Origin of the sequence: Pseudoxanthomonas sp. J31, from assembly GCF_000510725.1 — a bacterium.
GTDB lineage: Bacteria > Pseudomonadota > Gammaproteobacteria > Xanthomonadales > Xanthomonadaceae > Pseudoxanthomonas.
Map to the genome: position 1 here is coordinate 215,489 of NZ_KI783312.1, position 18,564 is coordinate 234,052.

The window sequence follows — 18,564 nt, forward strand, 5'->3', positions numbered from 1 at the left end:
GGTGCCCCGGCCGGCGGCAATTGTTCATTGTAGCTTGGGACGCAGTTGGCCGAACTCAAGCGCCCGTTCGTCGGCCGGTGGCGCCGGCGGCGCAAACGAAAAGGCCCGCCCCCTGGGGGCGGGCCTTGCGGGCGCGGGCCCGGCTCAGCCGCGGCTGCGGCGCGCCACCGGGGCGCGGTTGTTGTCGCCCAGGAACTTGCGCGGGTTGACCACCCGGCCGTTTTCCCACACCTCGAAGTGCACGTGGGCGCCGGTCGAGCGGCCGGTGGAACCGGCCTTGGCCACTTCCTGCCCGGCGCGCACCAGGTCGCCGGCCTTCACCACCAGCCGCGAGTTGTGCGCGTAGCGGGTGACGTAGCCGTTGCCGTGGTCGATCTCCACGGTCTTGCCGTAGCCGTTGCGGGTGGCGGCGAAGCTGACCACGCCGTCGGCCACGGCCATGACCGGGTCGCCGATGTTGGCGTTGAAGTCGATGCCCTTGTGGAACTGGCCGCCGCGGCCGAACGGGTCGGCGCGCCGGCCGAAGCTGGAGGTGATGTAGCTGCGCCGCACCGGCGAGCGCGAGGGCACGGCGTTGGATTCCAGCTGCAGGTCGAACAGCAGCGATTCCATCACCGAGAGCTGACGCCCTGAGGCGGCAAACTGGCGCTCGACCTCGTCCAGCCCCTGCAGCAGTTCTTCCTTCGGCATGTCGCGCGCCACTTCCGCGCCACCCTGGCCAGGCGTGCCCTGGAAGTCGAACTCGCCGTCGTCCAGCTGGCCGGCCTCGGTCAGGCGCTCGCCGAGGGCGTTGAGGCGGTTGGCCTGGGCCTGCAGCTCGCCCAGGCGCGCGGCCAGGGCATTGATTTCCTGCTGGGACTGGCGGCGGATCTGTTCCAGCTCCTGCTGCTGGCGCGCCAGTTCCGAATCGGTATGGGAGGCATTGGCGAGACCGACCCCGGCACCGGCTCCAAACCCGGCCAGGCCGCCCACCGCCAGAAGGATGCCGGACATCAGGGCCGGGCGCTGCACGCCCCAAGCCTGGATACGGCCCCACAACCCGGCCTTATGGCCCGAAAGCGGGTTCCTTACGATCAGTTTGTAGCTCATTCTTTAGGTATGCCTGATTTGAAGCCCAACGCCCGCAGGGCCACCATTCCGCTTCCCGCGGCCGAAGCCGCGCTGGCGGGCGAAACTGGCGCCTCCCTGCGTCGTGCCCTGTGGCTCGACGCGCTGGACCAGCAGTTGCGTCCCCTGCTGCCCCCCGGTGCGGCAGCCCACTGCAGGCTGGCCAACGTCTCCGGCGAACAGCTCGTTTTTGTCACCGATTCGCCGGTCTGGCGGGCGCGGCTGCGCCTGGCAGAAGCCCAGCTCCTCGATGCGGCCCGGTCCATCGGGCTGAACCCCACTGCAGTCATCCTCAAAACGACCACCGTGCCATTGCATGCGCCAGCGGCGCCCGCAACGTCCCCCTTGGTTTCAGCGACCGCCCTGAAAGCCGTGAGCGACGCATTGGCATCCTTGCGGGATCCCCTTCCGGGAGATCCCGACGGCTCCAAGGGTTGATCCCCATCCTCCCCGGAACCGTCCCCGCCGGATGGCCGCGTTGGTAACGCAACCAACCAGAGGGTCGGGGCATCCTAGCCTCACATTCCGCTCACGTCGTTAGCACTTCGTTAAGAAGTCGTTATCAGCCGGGGCCAGCCCCGTCCGGGTTCACGCTTCGGCCACTTGCATGAAGATTGCACCAGGATGGTGCAAGGCGTCGCGCCGGGCGGCCTGCGACGCCCACGGGCACGCGCCAACCGCACAATGGCTTGCGCGGCAAGGGTTCCGGCGGGAATGGCGGCAGCCCGCGACGCGGCGGGCGGCGGCTCAGGCCAGGGCGGCGGTGCCGTAGGCCAGCGGGGCCTGTGCCCCGGCTTCCTCGAAGCTGACCTTTTCCCAGGCGCTGGCGTCGGCGAGCAGGGCGCGGGCCAGCTTGTTGTTGAGCGCGTGGCCGGACTTGTATCCCTCGTAGGCGCCCAGCACCGGGCCGCCGACCAGGTACAGGTCGCCAATCGCGTCGAGGATCTTGTGGCGGACGAACTCGTCGGCGTAGCGCAGCCCGTCCTCGTTCAGCACCCGGAACTCGTCCAGCACGATGGCGTTGTCCATCGAGCCGCCCAGGCCCAGGTTGAGGTCGCGCATGTATTCAAGGTCGCGCATGAAGCCGAAGGTGCGCGCGCGGGAGATCTCGCGGATGTAGGCCGCGGTGGAGAACTCAAGCACATGGTGCGACTGCTTGGCCGGGATCATCGGGTGGTCGAACTGGATGGTGAAGTCCAGCCGGAACCCGTCGTAGGGCGAGAACCGGGCCACCTTGTCGCCGTCGCGCACTTCCACTTCCTTGAGGATGCGGATGAAGCGCTTGGGTGCGTCCTGTTCCTCGATCCCGGCGGACTGCAGCAGGAACACGAACGGGCCGGAGGAGCCGTCCATGATCGGCAGCTCGGCCGAGGACAGCTCCACGATCATGTTGTCCACGCCCAGGCCGGCGGCCGCCGACATCAGGTGCTCGACGGTCTGGATCTTGGCCTCGCCGCAGGTCAGGCCGGTGCACAGCGTGGTCTCGGTGACCAGGCTGGCGGCCGCGGGCACCTCGACCACCGGGTCCAGGTCGGTGCGGCGGAACACGATGCCATGGTCGACCGGCGCCGGGCGCAGGGTCATGTAGACCTTGTTGCCGCTGTGCAGGCCGACGCCTGTGGCGCGGATCGTGTTCTTGAGGGTGCGCTGCCGGGTCATGGAATGGGAACTGCGACTTCGGGTGGTGGTCGCTTGGCGCGACGAGAATAGCATGCGACCGCATGAACCCCGGCCAGCGGGGCCGCGGGGAACCCGCATCGGCGCGGTTTTTCAGCGGTTTCCGGTATCCCCGGCGCCGCGGCCGCAAAACCTGCCGGGCCTTGCGGCCCGGCAGCAGTGAGGACACACGGCGCCCCGGCGATGCCACCACGCAGGTGGCACCGGGGCAAGCCCCGGCGGCGGACATGGCGTTCCGCCTTCGGGGGTATTGCTCAGTCGGCCTGGCGGCGCAGGAACGCCGGGATGTCCAGGTAGTCGCTGGGCAGCTCGGCGGCGGCCGGGGTGCTGGCCGGGGCGGCGGCACCGGCGGCGCTGCCGGAACGGCGCAGGCCCAGCACGTTGACCGCGTTGGCGACCGGGTCGGCGTTGAAGCCGTCGTCGATCGGCAGGCCGGTGGTGCCGTCGCGGACCACGCGCATCGGGCGCGGCGCTTCCTGGCGCATGCCCAGGTCGCGGCCGCCGAATTCGCGCTCGCGCACCGGCTGGCGGGCGGCGGCGCGGTTCAGGCCGGTGGCGACCACGGTCACGCGGACCTCGTCCTGCATGTCCGGATCCAGCACGGTGCCGACCACGACGGTCGCGTCCTCGGAGGCGAAGGCCTCGATGGAGCGGCCGATCTCGTCGAACTCGGCCATGGTGAAGTCCGGGCCGGCGGTGATGTTGACCAGGATGCCGTTGGCGCCAGCCAGGTTGACGTCGTCCAGCAGCGGGTTCTGGATGGCGGCCTCGGCGGCGGCCTGGGCGCGGTCGTCGCCGCGGGCCGAGCCGGTGCCCATCATCGCCAGGCCCATCTCGGACATCACGGTGCGCACGTCGGCGAAGTCGACGTTGATCAGGCCCGGGCGCACGATCAGGTCGGCGATGCCCTGCACCGCGCCCTGCAGCACGTCGTTGGCGGCGCGGAAGGCCTGCACCATGGTGGCGTTGCGGCCGAGCACGGTGATCAGCTTCTCGTTGGGGATGGTGATCAGCGAGTCGCAGTGCTGGCTCAGTTCCTCGATGCCCTTGAGCGCCACCTGCATGCGGCGGCGGCCTTCGAACGGGAACGGCTTGGTGACCACGGCCACGGTCAGGATGCCCATCTCCTTGGCCAGCTGGGCCACCACCGGCGCGGCGCCGGTGCCGGTGCCGCCGCCCATGCCGGCGGTGATGAACACCATGTCCGCGCCTTCCAGCGCGGCGATGATCTGCTCGCGGTCCTCCAGCGCGGCCTGGCGGCCGACCTCCGGGTTGGCGCCCGCGCCCAGGCCCTTGGTGACGTTGCTGCCGAGCTGCAGCTGCAGCTTGGCGCCGCAGTTCTTGATCGCCTGCGAGTCGGTGTTGGCGATGATGAATTCAACGCCGTCGACGCTGCTGTTGACCATGTGCGCGACCGCGTTGCCGCCGCCGCCGCCGACGCCGATGACCTTGATCACCGCGTTTGGAGCCATCTTCTCGATCAGTTCAAAGCATGCCATGTCCGTTGTCCTCTAGTGGAGCCGTGATTGGTGATTCGGGATTCGTGGTTCGATGAATCCACCCTCGCCTTCTCCGGCGTTCTTCTTGGTTTTCTTGTCCGCGTGGTCGATCCGCATCCACCGAGCCGCCACGCCCGTTACTGCCAGTTACCTTCTGCCTTCCCTTCCGCTTTCCTGCCGTACTTCTTCCGCTCTGCTTCCAAACCAACAGGCCGTGATTCGGTGCCACGACCGGCAACCCGCGCTGTTACCAATCACGGATCACCAATCCCGGACCCCGGCCCTCAGAATTCCCCCCGGTACCAGTTGCGCAGCTTCTTCAGGAAGCTGCCGGCGCGGCCGCTGGGCAGCGAGGGACGCCGGGGGTGCTCGATCTGGCTGCCCATCAGCAGCAGGCCCACGCCGGTGGCGTGCACCGGGTTGCCCACCACCTCGCCCAGCCCGGAGACGTGCTGCGGGATGCCGATGCGCACCGGCATCTGCAGCATTTCCTCGGCCAGTTCGATCACGCCTTCCATCTTCGAAGCGCCGCCGGTCAGGACCATGCCGGCGCGCACCAGTTCCTCGAAGCCGGAGCGGCGCAGCTCGGCCTGGACCATCTCGAAGATTTCCTCGTAGCGACCCTGCACCGCCTGCGCCAGCGAGGCGCGCGGCATGCGCCGCGGCGGACGGTCGCCAACCGACGGCACCTGGATGCTTTCCTCGGCGGTGGCCAGCTGGGCCAGGGCGCAGCCGTAGCGCACCTTGATCTGCTCGGCCTCCGGGGTCGGGGTGCGCAGCATGTGCGCGATGTCGTTGGTGACGTGGTCGCCGGCGATCGGCAGCGAGGCGGTATGGCAGATCGCGCCCTGCACGAACACCGCGATGTCGGTGGTGCCGGCGCCCATGTCGACCAGGACCACGCCCAGCTCGCGCTCGTCGGCGGTCAGCACCGCCACCGAGGAGCCCAGCGAGGATAGGATCAGGTCGTCCACCTGCAGGCCGCAGCGCTGCACGCACTTGGTGATGTTCTGCGCCGCCGACTGCGCGCAGGTCACCAGGTGCGCGTGCACCTCCAGGCGCACGCCGGTCATGCCGACCGGGTTGCGGATGCCCTCCTGGGAGTCGTCCAGCACGTACTCGCGCGGGATCGCGTGCAGGATGCGCTGGTCGGCCGGAATCGCCACCGCCTTGGCCGCGTCGAGCACCCGGTCCAGGTCCTGCCAGGTCACCTCGCCCTCGCGGATCGGGACGATGCCCGGCGAGTTCTTGCACTGCACGTGGTTGCCGGAGATCGAGGCGTACACCGAGCGGATCTCGCAGCCGGCCATCAGCTCGGCCTCCTCGACCGCGCGCTGGATCGACTGCACGGTGGACTCGATGTCGACCACCACGCCGCGCTTGAGCCCGCGCGACTCGTGCGAGCCGATGCCGATCACCTCGATCGGGTTGCCCGGCGAATACTCGCCCACCAGCGCCACCACCTTGGAGGTGCCGATGTCGAGGCCGACGATGAGGGACTTGTCGCCTTTGCGGTTCATGTACTGCTCGCCTGTGCTGCCTGCGTCCGCGCGGCCAGGGCCCGCGGGAGCGCAGAAGGAGGATGGGAAGAGGTACGCGGCTGTCCCCACGCGAGGGTGAAGCCGTTGGTGTAGCGGAGGTCGGCGCGCTCCAGCGGGCGCGCCTGGCCGGCGAGCAGCTGCGGCAGCACGCGGGCGAAGCGCTGCAGGCGCGCCTGCGCGTCGTCGCGGCCGACCAGCACCTCGGTGCCGTTGTCCAGCGCCAGCGACCAGCTGCCGCGCGCGTCCACCGCGACGTGGGTGACGTGGTAGCCCAGCGGCGCGAACAGCGACTGGCTCTGCGTATAGACCTCGACCACGTCCGCGGTGCGCGCGTCCGGGCCGTCCAGGTGCGGCAGGCGCGCATCGGCCAGGTCGGCCGGGCGCGGGAACAGGTGGCCGCGCTCGGAAAGCATGCGGTCCTCGCCCCAGTGCGCGAACGGCCGGTGCTCGACCACGCTCACCTCCAGCACGTCCGGCCACTGCTTGCTCACGTGGGCGCTCTCCACCCACGGCAGGCGTTCCACCGCCCGCTGCGCGTCCTCCAGCCGCACCGCGAAGTAGCCGGCGCGCGCGTACGGCGCCACCGCCGCGCGCAGCTGCTCGGCCTGCACCCGATCGAACTGCCCGGTCACGCGCAGCCGCGACAGCGGCCAGCGCTCGGCGCCGACCCAGCCGTTGAGCACGGCCACCACCGGCAGCGCGACCAGCGCTAGCGCCAGCAGCCAGGCGCAGATGCGCAGCAGGGCGTTCATGCGGAAGACCTCCGGTCTTCCGTGGGATTCGGGATTTGGGATTGGGGATTCGAAAAAGCAACAGCCACGCGAAGCCGGGCCGACAGACGGCCAGCACGGCGCGACGCCGCTTCCACGAATCCCCAATCCCGGATCACGAATCCCGGCTTTTTCATACCGTCTGCTCCAGGATCCGCCAGCACAGTTCCTCGAAGCCGATGCCCAGCTGGGCCGCGGCCTTGGGCACCAGCGAGTGGCTGGTCATGCCCGGTGCGGTGTTGACCTCCATCAGCATGAAGCGGCCGTCGGCGTGGCGCATGACGTCCACCCGGCCCCAGCCGCTGCAGCCGGCGGCGCGGAAGCCTTCCAGCGCCAGGGCGCGGATCTGCGCTTCCTCCCCGCCCTGCAGGCCGGGGCACAGGTACTGGGTGTCCTCGGCGATGTACTTGGCGTGGTAGTCGTACCAGCCGGAGGCCGGGACGATGCGGATGCTGGGCAGGGCCACCTCGCCGAGGATGCCCACGGTGTACTCGCCACCGGTCAGCATCTGCTCGGCCAGCAGCTCGCCCTCGTAGCCGGCGGCGAATTCCAGCGCCGGCGCCAGCTCATCCTCCGAGCGGATCGGGAACACGCCGACGCTGGAACCTTCGCAGGAAGGCTTCACGAACACCGGCAGGCCCAGCTCGCGCACCGCGGCGGCCAGGTCGCCGCCGGCGGGGATGCGCACGAAGCGCGCGGTCGGCAGGCCGGCGGCGATCCACAGCAGCTTGGTGCGGATCTTGTCCATGGTCAGCGCGCTGCCCAGCACGCCGGGGCCGGTGTACGGCACGCCCAGCCCCTGCAGCAGGCCCTGGACCACGCCGTTCTCGCCGTCGCCGCCGTGCAGGATGTTGAACACGCGGTCGAAGCGCTCCTGCGCCAGGGCCTCCACCAGCGCGGGGATGCCGTCCACCGGCTGCGCGTCGATCCCGCGGGCGCGCAGCGCCTCCAGCACGTTGCTGCCGGAATTCAGCGAGACCTCACGCTCGGAGCTGGTACCGCCCATCAGCACGGCGACGCGGCCGAACACGGCCGGGTCGGCGAAGCGCGGCGGCGGCAGGGCGGTCGCGCTCATGCCTTGCCTCCCTTGCCGAGGAAGCCCTCGGCCGCCACCTGCTGGGCGATGTAGCCGATGTCGCCGGCGCCCATCATCAGTAGCAGGTCGCCGTCCTGGAGCACGTCCGGCAGGACCTCGCGCAGCTCGGCCGCGCGCCCCACCACCACCGGCTCGCTGCGGCCGCGGGCACGGATGGCGCGGGCCAGGGCGCGCGAATCGGCGCCGGGGATCGGCTGCTCGCCTGCCGGGTAGACCTCGCTGAGCACCAGCGCGTCGGCTTCCGACAGCACCGCGGCGAAGGCATCGAACTGGTCGCGGGTGCGGGTGTAGCGGTGCGGCTGGAACGCCACCACCAGGCGCTTGTCCGGCCAGCCGCCGCGCGCGGCGGCGAACACCGCGGCCAGTTCGCGCGGATGGTGGCCGTAGTCATCGACCACCCGCACCTTCGCCCCGGAGGCAGTGGTGACCTCGCCCAGGTCGTTGAAGCGGCGGCCGATGCCGGCGAACTTCTCCAGCGCCGCCGCGATCGCCTGCGGCGCCACGCCCAGCTGCCAGCCGACCGCGGCCGCGGCCAGCGCGTTGAGCACGTTGTGCCGGCCCGGCAGGGCCAGGCTCACCGGCACGCTCACGCCCTCCGGCAGGCGCAGGGTGAAGCGCATGCGCGCGCCTTCCTGGACGATGTCCTCGGCGCGCACGTCGGCATTCTCGGCGGTGCCGTAGGTCATCACGTGGCGCGGGGTTTCCGCGGCCAGGCTGGCCACTTCCGGATCGTCGATGCACAGCACCGCCAGGCCGTAGAACGGCAGGCGCTGCAGCAGCTCGGCGAAGGCCGAGCGCAGGCGCGCGAAGTCGCCGCCGTAGTTCTCCAGGTGGTCGGCGTCGATGTTGGTGATCACCGCGATCAGCGGGTTCAGGCGCAGGAAGCTGCCGTCGCTCTCGTCGGCCTCGGCCACCAGCCACTGGCCGCCGCCCAGCTTGGCGTTGGCGCCGGCCGCCAGCAGCTGGCCGCCGATCACGAAGGTCGGATCCAGCCCGCCTTCGCTCAGCACCGCCGCGGTCAGCGAGGTGGTGGTGGTCTTGCCGTGGGTGCCGGCGACGGCGATGCCACGGCGGAAGCGCATCAGTTCGGCCAGCATCGCCGCGCGCGGCACCACCGGGATGCGCTGGCTGCGCGCTTCCATCAGTTCGGGGTTGTCCTCGCGGATGGCGGAGGACACCACCACGCAGTCGGTGCCCAGTACGTTGGCGGCCGAGTGGCCGCGCACGATGCGCGCGCCCAGGCCGGCCAGGCGCCGGGTGGCGGCGTTCTCGGCGGCGTCCGAACCGGACACCTCGTAGCCCAGCGTCAGCATCACTTCGGCGATGCCGCTCATGCCGGTGCCGCCGATGCCGACGAAGTGCACGCGCGGGAACGCGCGCACCAGGTTGTCGGTGTCGTGGAGGCGGCGGATCATGCGGAAACTCCAGGGGATCGGGGGGAAGGAAGAGCCTCTTCGAGCACGATCCCGGCGATGTGCCGGGCGGCATCGGGACGGGCCAGGCCGCGCGCGGCCACGGCCATGGCCAGGCGGCGCTGCGGATCGGCGGCCAGCACGCGCAGCGCCGACTCCAGGTTCGCGGCCAGGCCCTCGCCCTGCTTGAACAGCAGCGCGGCGCCGTGCTCGACCAGGTATTCGGCGTTGCGGGTCTGGTGGTCGTCCACCGCGGCGGCGAACGGCACCAGCACGCTGCCCACGCCGGCGGCGCACAGTTCGGCCAGGGTCGAGGCGCCGGCGCGGCACACCACCAGGTCGGCCCAGGCGTAGGCCGCGGCCATGTCGGCAATGAACGCCTCCACGCTGGCCTGCACGCCTGCGGCGGCGTAGGCCGCATGGGCCTCCTCGCGCAGGCGCTCGCCGCACTGGTGGCGCACCTCGATGGCCACGTCGGCCAGCGCCGCCAGCGCCACCGGCACCGCCTCGTTGAGCGCGCGCGCACCCTGGCTGCCGCCCAGCACCAGCAGGCGCAGCGGGCCGCTGCGGCCGGCCAGGCGCTGCTGCGGTTCCGGCAGCGCGGCGATCGCATCGCGCACCGGGTTGCCGACCACTTCCTCGCGCGCGAACGCGCCGGGGAAGCCGGACAGGGTGCGGCGCGCCAGGCGCGCCAGCACGCGGTTGGTCATGCCGGGCGCGCGGTTCTGTTCGTGCACCAGCAGCGGGATGCCGGCCAGGCGCGCGGCCAGGCCGCCGGGGCCGGAGGCGAAGCCGCCGAAGCCGATCACCGCGCGCGGCCGGCGCTGGCGCAGCACCGCGGACGCGGCGCGCACCGCACGCAGCAGGCGCAGCGGCGCGGCCAGCAGGGTGGCCCCGCCCTTGCCGCGCACGCCGGCCACCGGCAGGGTGTCGATCTGGATGTCGTGTTGCGGCACCAGGCGCGTCTCCATCGCGCCGGCTGCACCCAGCCAGGTCACCGGCACGCCCATGGCGCGCAGCTCATGGGCCACGGCCAGCGCCGGGAAGATGTGGCCGCCGGTGCCGCCGGCCATCAGCATGACCGGGCGCTCCTGCGCGGGAACATGCACGGCGCCGCTCATGCGAAGCCTCCGAAGGTCGGTTTCACGCGCGAGGTGCCGCGGCCGCCGGCCGGGGTGGCGCGCGGGGTGGTGCGCGGCGGCGCCGGGCGCGCGGCCAGCGGTGCGGAAGGCGCCGCCGGGGCGTCCGCGGCGGCCACCGGCACGATCGATTCCGGACGCAGGCGCGCCACCTGGCGCTCGGCGCGCTCCAGCTCGTAGGAGACGCGCAGCAGCAGGCCGATCGCCGCGCAGGTCATCATCACGCTGGAGCCGCCGGAGGAGATCAGCGGCAGGGTCAGGCCCTTGGTCGGCAGCAGGCCCAGGTTCACGCCGATCGAGACGAAGCTCTGCATGCCCAGCCACAGGCCGACGCCGAAGGCGATGTAGCCGGCGAAGTGGCGGCGCATCTCCACGCACTTCATGCCGATGTACAGGGCGCGGCCGACCAGCAGCACGTACAGGCCGATGACGCCGCACACGCCGACGAAGCCCAGCTCCTCGGCGATGACCGAGAAGATGAAGTCGGTATGCGCCTCCGGCAGGTAGTTGAGCTTCTGCACCGAGGCGCCCAGGCCCACGCCGAACCACTCGCCGCGGCCCACGGCCATCAGCGCGTTGGACAGCTGGTAGCCGGCGCCGAGCTGGTCCTGCCACGGATCCATGAACGAGGTGATGCGGCGCAGGCGGTACGGCTCGATGATCGCGATCGCCACCAGCGCCGGCAGCAGCACCAGGATGGGCGCGGACATGCGCGGCAGGTTGACCCCGCCCAGCACCAGCATGCCGGCGGTGATGCCCAGCAGCAGGGTGGCCGAGCCGAAGTCCGGCTGCGCCAACAGCATGCCGACCAGCAGCACCGCCACGCCCAGCGGCTTGAGCATCGCCGGCCAGGTGGCGTTGACCTCGTCGCGGAAGCGCACCAGGTAGCTGGCCAGCCACACGATGTAGATGACCTTCACCGCCTCGACCACCTGGAAGCGCGAGATGCCCAGGTTGATCCAGCGGCGCGCGCCGTTGACGCTCACGCCCAGCCCCGGCAGCCACGGCAGCAGCAGCAGCAGGAAGCAGCACAGCAGCAGCTGCTGGTTGTACTTCTCCACCAGCTTCAGCTCGGTGCGCATGGCCACCACCGCCAGCACCGCGCCGATCATCACGAACAGCACGTGCCTGACCAGGTAGTGGAACGGCCCCGCGCCCAGGTTCTCGGCGATGGCGATCGAGGCCGAGGCGACCATCACCACGCCCAGGCTGCCGAGCGCCAGCACGGCGAAGCACAGCCACGGGTCGTAGCGGCCGCCGATGGCCTCCAGCCTGGTCGCCTGGCGGGACAGGTCGTTCATCAGCGCACCTTCAACGTCGCCAGGCCGACCAGGACCAGCACCACCGAGATGATCCAGAAGCGCACGATCACGCGCGGCTCCGGCCAGCCCTTGAGCTCGAAGTGGTGGTGGATGGGCGCCATGCGGAACACGCGCTTGCCGGTGAGCTTGAAGCTGGCGACCTGGATCATCACCGACAGGGTCTCGATGACGAAGATGCCGCCCATCACCACCAGCACCAGTTCCTGGCGCACGATCACCGCGATGGTGCCGAGCACGGCGCCCAGCGCCAGCGCGCCGATGTCGCCCATGAACACCATCGCCGGGTAGGTGTTGAACCAGAGGAAGCCCAGGCCCGCGCCGGCGATCGCCGCGCAGATGATCACCAGCTCGCCCGCGCCCGGCACCTGCGGGATCTGCAGGTAGTTGGCGAACACGGCGTGGCCGGAGGCGTAGGCGAACACGCCCAGGCCCACGGCCACCAGCACGGTGGGCATGATCGCCAGGCCGTCCAGGCCGTCGGTCAGGTTGACCGCGTTGGAGAAGCCCACGATCCAGAAGTAGGCGATGGCCACGAACGAGATGCCCACCAGCGGCAGCGCGATCGACTTGAACAGCGGCACGTAGAAGGTGGTGGCCGCCGGCACGTCGGCATACAGGTACAGGTAAAGGCCGGCGGCCAGGCCGAAGACCGACTGCAGCAGGTACTTCCAGCGCGACTTCAGGCCGTTGGGATCGCGCTTGACGATCTTGATCCAGTCGTCGTACCAGCCGATCGCGCCGAAGGCCAGCATCACCAGCAGCACGGTCCACACGTACTTGTTGCGCAGGTCGCCCCACATCAGCACCGCCAGCATGACGGTGATCAGGATCATGGAGCCGCCCATGGTCGGGGTGCCGGCCTTGGAGAAGTGCGACTGCGGGCCGTCCTTGCGGATCGGCTGGCCGCCCTTGAGCTGGCCGAGCTTGCGGATCACCGCCGGGCCCAGCCACAGCGACAGGAACAGCGCCGTCAGCGCAGCGAGGATGCCGCGGAAGGTCAGATAGGCGAACAGCCCGAAGAAGTTCTCCAGGCCCTGCAGCCAGCGCGCCAGTTCAAGCAGCATGCGTAGCGTCTCCCTGCGCCAGCAGCGCGTTCACGATCCGGTCCATCGCGCTGCCGCGCGACCCTTTCACCAGCACCCGCAGGCGCCGTCCTTCGGCGCCGGCCGCATCCGCCGGCGCGCGTGCCGCCAGGTCCGCGGCGATGGCCGCCGCAAGCGCCTGGTGGCTGTCGAAATGGCGGCCTTCCGCGCCGAAGGCACGCGCGGCATGGGCGCTCAGTTCGCCCAGCGCATACAGCCGGGCGATGCCGGCCTGGCGCGCGCGCAGGCCGGCGTCGGCATGCAGCGCCGCGGCCTCCGGGCCCAGCTCGCGCATGTCCCCCAGCACCAGCCAGGCCTCGTCGCCGCTGGCGGCCAGGGCGTCGATCGCCGCGGCCACCGAGCCGGGGTTGGCGTTGTAGCTGTCGTCCACCAGCACCACCCCGCCCGCCAGGCCATGCGCGACCTGGCGGCCGGCCACCGGCCGCGCCTGCGCCAGGCCCTCGGCGATCGCCGCCAGCGGCACGCCGCAGGCCAGGCCGATCGCGGCGGCGGCCAGCGCGTTGCGCACGTTGTGGCGGCCCGGCAGCGCCAGCTCGATCGCGGCCTCGCCCTGTGGCGTGGCCAGCACGAAGCGGCTGCCCTCCGCGCCCACCTGGACCTCGCGCGCGGTCACCTCGGCGCTGGCGTCCAGGCCGAAGCGCAGCAGGCGGCGGCCGGTTTCGGCGGCGCGCACCACCTGCTGCTCGAACCAGGCACCGAAGGCATCGTCGGCGTTGACCACCGCGGTGCCGCCGGCCGGCAGCGCGGCGTAGATCGCGCCCTTGGTGGTGGCCACGCCCAGCAGGTCGCCCATCCGCTCCAGGTGGGCCGGGGCGATGTTGTTGACCACGGACACGTCCGGGCGGGCGATGTCGGTCAGGTAGGCGATGTCGCCCGGCTTGCCGGCGCCCATCTCGTAGATGGCGAAGTCGGCGTCCTCCGGGGCGTCGATCACCGCCAGCGGCAGGCCGATCTCGTTGTTGCGGTTGCCCGGGTTGGCGTAGGCGTGGCCGGCCTGCCGGAGCACCGACAGCACCAGGGTCTTCACGCTGGTCTTGCCGTTGCTGCCGGTGATGGCCACCACCTTCGCATCGCGGCCGCGCTGCATGCCGGCTGCGATCCGCGCCAGCGCAAGCTCGCTGTTCTCGACCAGCACCTGCGGTGCATCAACGTCCAGCAGGCGTTCGACCAGCAGCGCGACCGCGCCGCGCGCCAGGGCGTCGGCGGCGAAGTCGTGGCCGTCGAAGCGCTCGCCGCGCAGGGCCAGGTACAGGCTGCCGGGCTGCAGCGCGCGGGTGTCGTGGACGATGGCGTCGACGGCCGCGTCCGGGCCGTGCAGCTCGCCGCCGGCCCAGTGCGCGAGCAGGGAAAGCGGGGTGCGCTTCATGCCTGCACCTCCGCCGCGCTCCACGCGTCCAGGGCGGCGCGCGCCACCTCGGTATCGTCAAAGGGATGCCGCACGCCGGCGATCTCCTGGTAAGGCTCGTGCCCCTTGCCGGCGACCAGGACCACGTCCTGTGCGCCGGCCCGGGCGATGGCGCGGGCGATGGCCTGCGCGCGGTCGCGCTCCACCTGCACCGCTTCGGGCGCGGCGAAGCCGGCCATGATCCCGGCGACGATCGCGTCGCCATCCTCGCCGCGTGGGTTGTCGTCGGTGACGATGACCTGGTCGGCGTACCGTTCGGCGATGCGCGCCATCATCGGGCGCTTGCCGCGGTCGCGCTCGCCGCCGCAGCCGAACACGCAGGCCAGCCGCGCGCCGGCATGCGCGCGCAGGCTGGACAGCGCCTGCTCCAGCGCGTCGGGGGTGTGGGCGTAGTCGATCACCACCAGCGGGCGCACGCCGTCGCCGCCGAGGCGGTTCATGCGCCCGGCCACCGGCTGCAGCCGCGACAGGACCGCGGCCACGCCCGCCGCGCCGTCGCCCAGCGCGTGCAGCACGCCGCCCACCGCCAGCAGGTTGTCGACGTTGAACCTGCCCAGCAGCGGCGACCGCACCGGGTACGCCTCGTGGCCGTCGTACAGTTCGAAGCCGATGCCGCGCGCGTCGAACTGCAGCGCGCGCGCCTGCAGGCTCGCATCCTCGCGGCCGCGCGAACTGACCCCGACCACGCGCACCCCGGCCGGAAGCCGCGCGGCCAGCGCCCGCGCGTAGTCGTCGTCCAGGTTCAGCACCGCGGCCTTGAGCCCCTCGCGGAAGAACAGCTTCGACTTGGCCGCGCCGTAGCTGGCCATGTCGCCGTGGTAGTCGAGGTGGTCGCGGGTGAGGTTGGTGAACACCGCCACGTCGTAGTGCACGCCGTCCACCCGGCCCTGGTCCAGGGCATGCGAGCTGACCTCCATCGCCACCGCCTCAGCGCCGGCGTCGCGCAGCTCGCCCAGCAGGGCGTGCATGTCCAGCACCAGCGGCGTGGTGAAGCCGGTCGGTCGCACCTGCCCGTGCAGGCCGGCGCCCAGGGTGCCGATGCTGCCGGCGCGCAGGCCGCGCTGGTGCCAAGCCTGGGCCAGCAGCTGCACGGTGGACGTCTTGCCGTTGGTGCCGGTGACCCCGACCATGGCCATCGCGTGCGAGGGATGGCCGTGGAACAGGTCGGCCATCGCGCCCAGGCGCGAGCGCAGGCCCGGCACCGGGATCGCGTCCTCCGGCGCGGGGGATTCGGCCGGGGCCGGCGGTTCGAACAGGATCGCCGCGGCGCCCGCCTCGCGCGCCTGCGCGGCGAAGGCCAGGCCGTGGGTGCCGAAGCCGGCGATCGCCACGAAGGCATCGCCCGGGCGTACCTTGCGGCTGTCCATCACCAGCCCGGAAACGGCGATGTCGCGCGGCAGCGCGACGTCGGGCAGCAGGCGCGACAGGAGCATGGAGCGGCTCATGGCAGCCCCCCGGTGCCGGACATCGCCGGTGGCAGGGTCGGGTCCTCGGCGCCCGGGTCGTCGATCGCCTCCGGCAGCGGCGGCAGCGCCGCCTGGCGCTTGGCCTCGCCCTTGGCCTGCGCCGCCAGCCAGGTCTCGATGTCGTCCGGCGGCACGTCCATCACCCGCAGCGCGTCTTCCATCACCGCGCGGAACACGGGGCCGGAGACCAGGCCGGCGTAGTAGGAGCCGGCCTGCGGGTCGTTGATCACGACCACGGTGGCGAAGCGCGGGTTGGACGCCGGAACCAGTCCGGCGAAGGTGGTGGTGTAGCGGCGCGAATAGCCGCCGGCGGCGGCCTGGCGCGCGGTGCCGGTCTTGCCGGCGACGTGGTAGCCGAGGATCGCGGCCTGGGTGGCGGTGCCGCCCGGCTCGGTCACGGTCTGCATCATGCGCACGACCTGGTCGGCGATTTCCGGCGGCACCACCTGGCGCGGCTCGTTGATCTGGCCCTTGACGAAGGTCGGGGTGATCAGGCGGCCGTGGTTGCCCAGCGCGGCATAGGCCTGCGCAATCTGCAGCGGCGTGACCGACAGGCCATAGCCGTAGGACATGGTGGCCTTGGTCAGGCCGTCCCAGCGCGCCGGCGGGCGCAGCACGCCGGCGGCCTCGCCCGGGAAGCCGCTGCGCGGCGGGCTGCCGAAGCCGAAGCCGCGCACGAAGTCGTAGAAGTACTGGTCGCTCAGCTGCTGCGACAGCATCACCGCGCCCAGGTTCGAGCTCTTGGTGATGATGCCGGTGACGTCCAGCACGCCGTAGTTGCGGTGGTCGCGGATGGTGAAGCGGCCCAGGCCCATGTAGCCGGGGCTGGTGTCGAACTTGGTGCCCGGATGCACCTTGCCGGCGGCCAGCGCCGCGGCCGCGGTGATCGGCTTCATGGTCGAGCCCGGCTCGATCAGGTCGGTGACCACGCGGTTGCGGCGGCTGTCCGGGTTGCCGGTGACCGCGTTGGGGTTGTAGCTGGGCAGGTTGACCATCGCCAGCACTTCGCCGGTGGCCACGTCCAGCACCACCGCCGAGCCGCTGGCGGCCTTGTGCTGGTCCAGCGCGTGGCGCAGCTCGCGGTAGGCGAGGAACTGGATGCGGCGGTCGATGCTCAGCACCAGGTCCTTGCCCGGCTCGGCCGGGCGCACCAGGTCGATGTTCTCGACGATGCGGCCGTGGCGGTCGCGGATCACGCGCTTGGCGCCGGGCTTGCCGCGCAGCCATTCGTCGAACGCCAGCTCCAGGCCTTCCTGGCCGCGGTCGTCGATGTTGGTGAAGCCCAGCACGTGGGCCATCGCCTCGCCCTGCGGGTAGAAGCGGCGGAACTCGCGCTGCGAGGCCACGCCCGGGATGTTGTGGGCGAGGATCGCCTTGGCCTGGTCCGGGTTGATCCGGCGCTTGAGGTAGACGAACTCCTTGTCCGCGCGCTGCGACAGGCGCGTGGTCAGCTGGTCCAGCGGCACGTCCAGGGCCTTGGCCAGCTCCGGCAGGCGCTCGGGGTAGCGCAGCAGCTCCTGCGGGTTGGCCCAGATCGACTCCACCGGGGTGGACACCGCCAGCGGCTCGCCGTTGCGGTCGGTGATCATGCCGCGCGAGGTCGGGATCGGGATCTCGCGCACGAAGCGCGCCTCGCCCTGGCGCTGGTAGAACTCCGCGTCCACCAGCTGCACCCAGGCCGCACGGCCGACCAGCGCCACCGAGCACAGGCCCAGGGCGACGCCGACCAGCAGCATCCGGCCCCGCAGGTTGAACGGGGCGCGGTTGCGGTTGCGGACCGGGCGGCGCTCGCTCATGGGCGCACCACCACGATGTCCTCGGCCTCGGGGAACTTCATGCCCAGGCGCTCGCGCGCGACCTGGTCGATGCGGTTGGCCTGGGCCCAGGTCGCCTGCTCCAGCTGCAGGCGGCCGAATTCGATGTTGAGCTCGTCGCGCTGCCGCTCCAGCCGGGTCAGCTCGACGAACAGCTGGCGGTGGCGGTAGCGCTCGTAGACCACGGCGATGCCGGTGGCGACCGTGGCCAGCAGCAGGATGGCGACCAGGAAGCGGGTCATGCCGCGCGCCTCCCCTGCCCGTCCAGCTTCTCGGCCACGCGCAGCACCGCGCTGCGCGCGCGCACGTTCACCTGCAGCTCTTCCTCGCCGGCGCGGATCGCGCCGCCCAGGGCGGCCAGCGCCGGCACGAACGCCTGCGCCTCCGGCAGCCGGCGGTTGGCCGGCGGGGCCTTGGCATGGCGGGCGATGAACTGCTTGACCATGCGGTCTTCCAGCGAGTGGAAGCTGATCACCGCCAGCCGCCCGCCCGGGCGCAGCGCGGCCAGGGCCGCATCCAGCCCGGCCTCCAGGTCGGCCAGCTCGCGGTTGATGTGGATGCGGATGGCCTGGAAGCTGCGGGTCGCCGGGTGGCTCCTGTCCTTGCCGCGCGGCACCACGCCGGCGATCAGGTTCGCCAGCTGCGCGGTGCGGGTGATCGGCTCCTGCGCGCGCGCGGCCACGATCGCACGGGCGATGCGGCGGCTCTGCTTCTCCTCGCCATAGGTCCACAGGACCTCGGCGATCTCGCGCTCGTCGGCGCGCGCCAGCCACTCGGCAGCACTCTCGCCCGAGTCGGGGTCCATGCGCATGTCCAGCGGGCCGTCCTTGCCGAAGGAAAAGCCGCGCTCGGCCACGTCCAGCTGCGGCGAGGACACGCCCAGGTCCAGCAGGATGCCGTCCAGCTCGCGCGCCTCGTCCCACTGCGCCATGCCGGCGAAGCTGCCGCGGCGGATCGACACGCGCGGATCGCCACCGAAGCCGGCCTCGGCCACCGCGATCGCTTCGGGATCCTTGTCCATCAGCAGCAGGCGGCCTCCCGGACCGAGTCGCTCCAGCACGCCGCGCGCATGGCCGCCGCGACCGAAGGTGCCGTCCAGGTAGCGGCCATCGGGCAACACGCGCAGGCCCTCCAGTACCTCGGCGAACAGCACCGGCAGATGTGCCGCCGGCGCCGACGGGTCCGCAGGGTGGCCGGGCTGCGCAGTCCGCAT

16 protein-coding genes are annotated in these 18,564 nt (G+C 71.6%); 1 reads left to right on the forward strand and 15 read right to left on the reverse strand.

What is annotated here, in order from left to right; genetic code table 11:
- Positions 1-144 precede the first annotated feature (144 nt).
- Positions 145-1,089 (reverse strand): M23 family metallopeptidase, encoded by a 945-nt coding sequence (locus PSEJ31_RS0115145; RefSeq protein ID WP_028915942.1) that lies wholly within the window; start codon positions 1,087-1,089, stop codon positions 145-147.
- Positions 1,090-1,098: 9 nt separating this feature from the next.
- Here PSEJ31_RS0115145 and PSEJ31_RS16795 point away from each other — a divergent pair, with 9 nt between their 5' ends.
- Entirely contained in the window at positions 1,099-1,545 is a 447-nt protein-coding gene (locus PSEJ31_RS16795; protein WP_084220892.1) for a DUF721 domain-containing protein, read from the forward strand.
- 309 nt (positions 1,546-1,854) lie between these two features.
- On the opposite strand, the gene lpxC is transcribed toward PSEJ31_RS16795, so the two are convergent.
- From lpxC to rsmH, 14 genes are all read right to left on the reverse strand, one after another.
- A complete protein-coding gene (gene lpxC, locus PSEJ31_RS0115150; protein ID WP_019398557.1) occupies positions 1,855-2,766 on the reverse strand; it encodes a UDP-3-O-acyl-N-acetylglucosamine deacetylase in 912 nt (303 codons plus the stop codon).
- Positions 2,767-3,038: 272 nt separating this feature from the next.
- Entirely contained in the window at positions 3,039-4,283 is a 1,245-nt protein-coding gene (gene ftsZ, locus PSEJ31_RS0115155) for a cell division protein FtsZ (protein ID WP_019398558.1), read from the reverse strand.
- Positions 4,284-4,567: 284 nt separating this feature from the next.
- Positions 4,568-5,803: a cell division protein FtsA gene (gene ftsA, locus PSEJ31_RS0115160; protein WP_019398559.1), complete on the reverse strand. Its 1,236-nt coding sequence runs from the start codon at positions 5,801-5,803 to the stop codon at positions 4,568-4,570.
- The gene (locus PSEJ31_RS0115165) at positions 5,800-6,576 is read right to left on the reverse strand and encodes a cell division protein FtsQ/DivIB (RefSeq protein ID WP_019398560.1); all 777 of its coding nucleotides are present in this window, start codon (positions 6,574-6,576) and stop codon (positions 5,800-5,802) included. Before PSEJ31_RS0115165 ends, ftsA begins: the two co-directional genes overlap by 4 nt.
- A gap of 151 nt (positions 6,577-6,727) precedes the next feature.
- Positions 6,728-7,669 carry a D-alanine--D-alanine ligase gene (locus PSEJ31_RS0115170; RefSeq protein WP_019398561.1) on the reverse strand — a complete coding sequence of 314 codons (942 nt, stop codon included), beginning with the start codon at positions 7,667-7,669 and terminating at the stop codon, positions 6,728-6,730.
- On the reverse strand, positions 7,666-9,105 hold the full coding sequence (gene murC / locus PSEJ31_RS0115175) for a UDP-N-acetylmuramate--L-alanine ligase (RefSeq protein WP_028915943.1): 1,440 nt from the start codon (positions 9,103-9,105) through the stop codon (positions 7,666-7,668). The genes PSEJ31_RS0115170 and murC overlap by 4 nt, the downstream gene beginning before the upstream one ends.
- Positions 9,102-10,223: an undecaprenyldiphospho-muramoylpentapeptide beta-N-acetylglucosaminyltransferase gene (murG, locus tag PSEJ31_RS0115180; protein WP_028915944.1), complete on the reverse strand. Its 1,122-nt coding sequence runs from the start codon at positions 10,221-10,223 to the stop codon at positions 9,102-9,104. The genes murC and murG overlap by 4 nt, the downstream gene beginning before the upstream one ends.
- Entirely contained in the window at positions 10,220-11,542 is a 1,323-nt protein-coding gene (ftsW, locus tag PSEJ31_RS0115185) for a putative lipid II flippase FtsW (RefSeq protein ID WP_028915945.1), read from the reverse strand. Before ftsW ends, murG begins: the two co-directional genes overlap by 4 nt.
- Positions 11,542-12,627: a phospho-N-acetylmuramoyl-pentapeptide-transferase gene (gene mraY, locus PSEJ31_RS0115190; RefSeq protein WP_028915946.1), complete on the reverse strand. Its 1,086-nt coding sequence runs from the start codon at positions 12,625-12,627 to the stop codon at positions 11,542-11,544. The genes ftsW and mraY overlap by 1 nt, the downstream gene beginning before the upstream one ends.
- Positions 12,617-14,032 (reverse strand): UDP-N-acetylmuramoyl-tripeptide--D-alanyl-D-alanine ligase, encoded by a 1,416-nt coding sequence (murF, locus tag PSEJ31_RS0115195; RefSeq protein ID WP_028915947.1) that lies wholly within the window; start codon positions 14,030-14,032, stop codon positions 12,617-12,619. The genes mraY and murF overlap by 11 nt, the downstream gene beginning before the upstream one ends.
- Positions 14,029-15,516, reverse strand: a complete 1,488-nt coding sequence (locus tag PSEJ31_RS0115200; protein WP_026010510.1) for a UDP-N-acetylmuramoyl-L-alanyl-D-glutamate--2,6-diaminopimelate ligase — start codon at positions 15,514-15,516, stop codon at positions 14,029-14,031. Before PSEJ31_RS0115200 ends, murF begins: the two co-directional genes overlap by 4 nt.
- Complete coding sequence (locus tag PSEJ31_RS0115205; RefSeq protein ID WP_019398568.1) at positions 15,513-17,333, reverse strand: penicillin-binding protein 2; 1,821 nt, start codon at positions 17,331-17,333, stop codon at positions 15,513-15,515. The genes PSEJ31_RS0115200 and PSEJ31_RS0115205 overlap by 4 nt, the downstream gene beginning before the upstream one ends.
- Positions 17,330-17,593 (reverse strand): cell division protein FtsL, encoded by a 264-nt coding sequence (gene ftsL, locus PSEJ31_RS0115210; protein WP_019398569.1) that lies wholly within the window; start codon positions 17,591-17,593, stop codon positions 17,330-17,332. Before ftsL ends, PSEJ31_RS0115205 begins: the two co-directional genes overlap by 4 nt.
- Entirely contained in the window at positions 17,590-18,564 is a 975-nt protein-coding gene (gene rsmH / locus PSEJ31_RS16235) for a 16S rRNA (cytosine(1402)-N(4))-methyltransferase RsmH (protein ID WP_019398570.1), read from the reverse strand. Before rsmH ends, ftsL begins: the two co-directional genes overlap by 4 nt.

Excerpts from the sequence above, each read along its gene's own strand:
- PSEJ31_RS0115145 (WP_028915942.1), bottom strand. The coding sequence starts at position 1,089 with ATGAGCTACAAACTGATCGTAAGGAACCCGCTTTCGGGCCATAAGGCC.
- PSEJ31_RS16795 (WP_084220892.1), top strand. The coding sequence starts at position 1,099 with ATGCCTGATTTGAAGCCCAACGCCCGCAGGGCCACCATTCCGCTTCCC.
- lpxC (WP_019398557.1), bottom strand. The coding sequence starts at position 2,766 with ATGACCCGGCAGCGCACCCTCAAGAACACGATCCGCGCCACAGGCGTC.
- ftsZ (WP_019398558.1), bottom strand. The coding sequence starts at position 4,283 with ATGGCATGCTTTGAACTGATCGAGAAGATGGCTCCAAACGCGGTGATC.
- ftsA (WP_019398559.1), bottom strand. The coding sequence starts at position 5,803 with ATGAACCGCAAAGGCGACAAGTCCCTCATCGTCGGCCTCGACATCGGC.
- PSEJ31_RS0115165 (WP_019398560.1), bottom strand. The coding sequence starts at position 6,576 with ATGAACGCCCTGCTGCGCATCTGCGCCTGGCTGCTGGCGCTAGCGCTG.
- PSEJ31_RS0115170 (WP_019398561.1), bottom strand. The coding sequence starts at position 7,669 with ATGAGCGCGACCGCCCTGCCGCCGCCGCGCTTCGCCGACCCGGCCGTG.
- murC (WP_028915943.1), bottom strand. The coding sequence starts at position 9,105 with ATGATCCGCCGCCTCCACGACACCGACAACCTGGTGCGCGCGTTCCCG.
- murG (WP_028915944.1), bottom strand. The coding sequence starts at position 10,223 with ATGAGCGGCGCCGTGCATGTTCCCGCGCAGGAGCGCCCGGTCATGCTG.
- ftsW (WP_028915945.1), bottom strand. The coding sequence starts at position 11,542 with ATGAACGACCTGTCCCGCCAGGCGACCAGGCTGGAGGCCATCGGCGGC.
- mraY (WP_028915946.1), bottom strand. The coding sequence starts at position 12,627 with ATGCTGCTTGAACTGGCGCGCTGGCTGCAGGGCCTGGAGAACTTCTTC.
- murF (WP_028915947.1), bottom strand. The coding sequence starts at position 14,032 with ATGAAGCGCACCCCGCTTTCCCTGCTCGCGCACTGGGCCGGCGGCGAG.
- PSEJ31_RS0115200 (WP_026010510.1), bottom strand. The coding sequence starts at position 15,516 with ATGAGCCGCTCCATGCTCCTGTCGCGCCTGCTGCCCGACGTCGCGCTG.
- PSEJ31_RS0115205 (WP_019398568.1), bottom strand. The coding sequence starts at position 17,333 with ATGAGCGAGCGCCGCCCGGTCCGCAACCGCAACCGCGCCCCGTTCAAC.
- ftsL (WP_019398569.1), bottom strand. The coding sequence starts at position 17,593 with ATGACCCGCTTCCTGGTCGCCATCCTGCTGCTGGCCACGGTCGCCACC.
- rsmH (WP_019398570.1), bottom strand. The coding sequence starts at position 18,564 with ATGCGGACTGCGCAGCCCGGCCACCCTGCGGACCCGTCGGCGCCGGCG.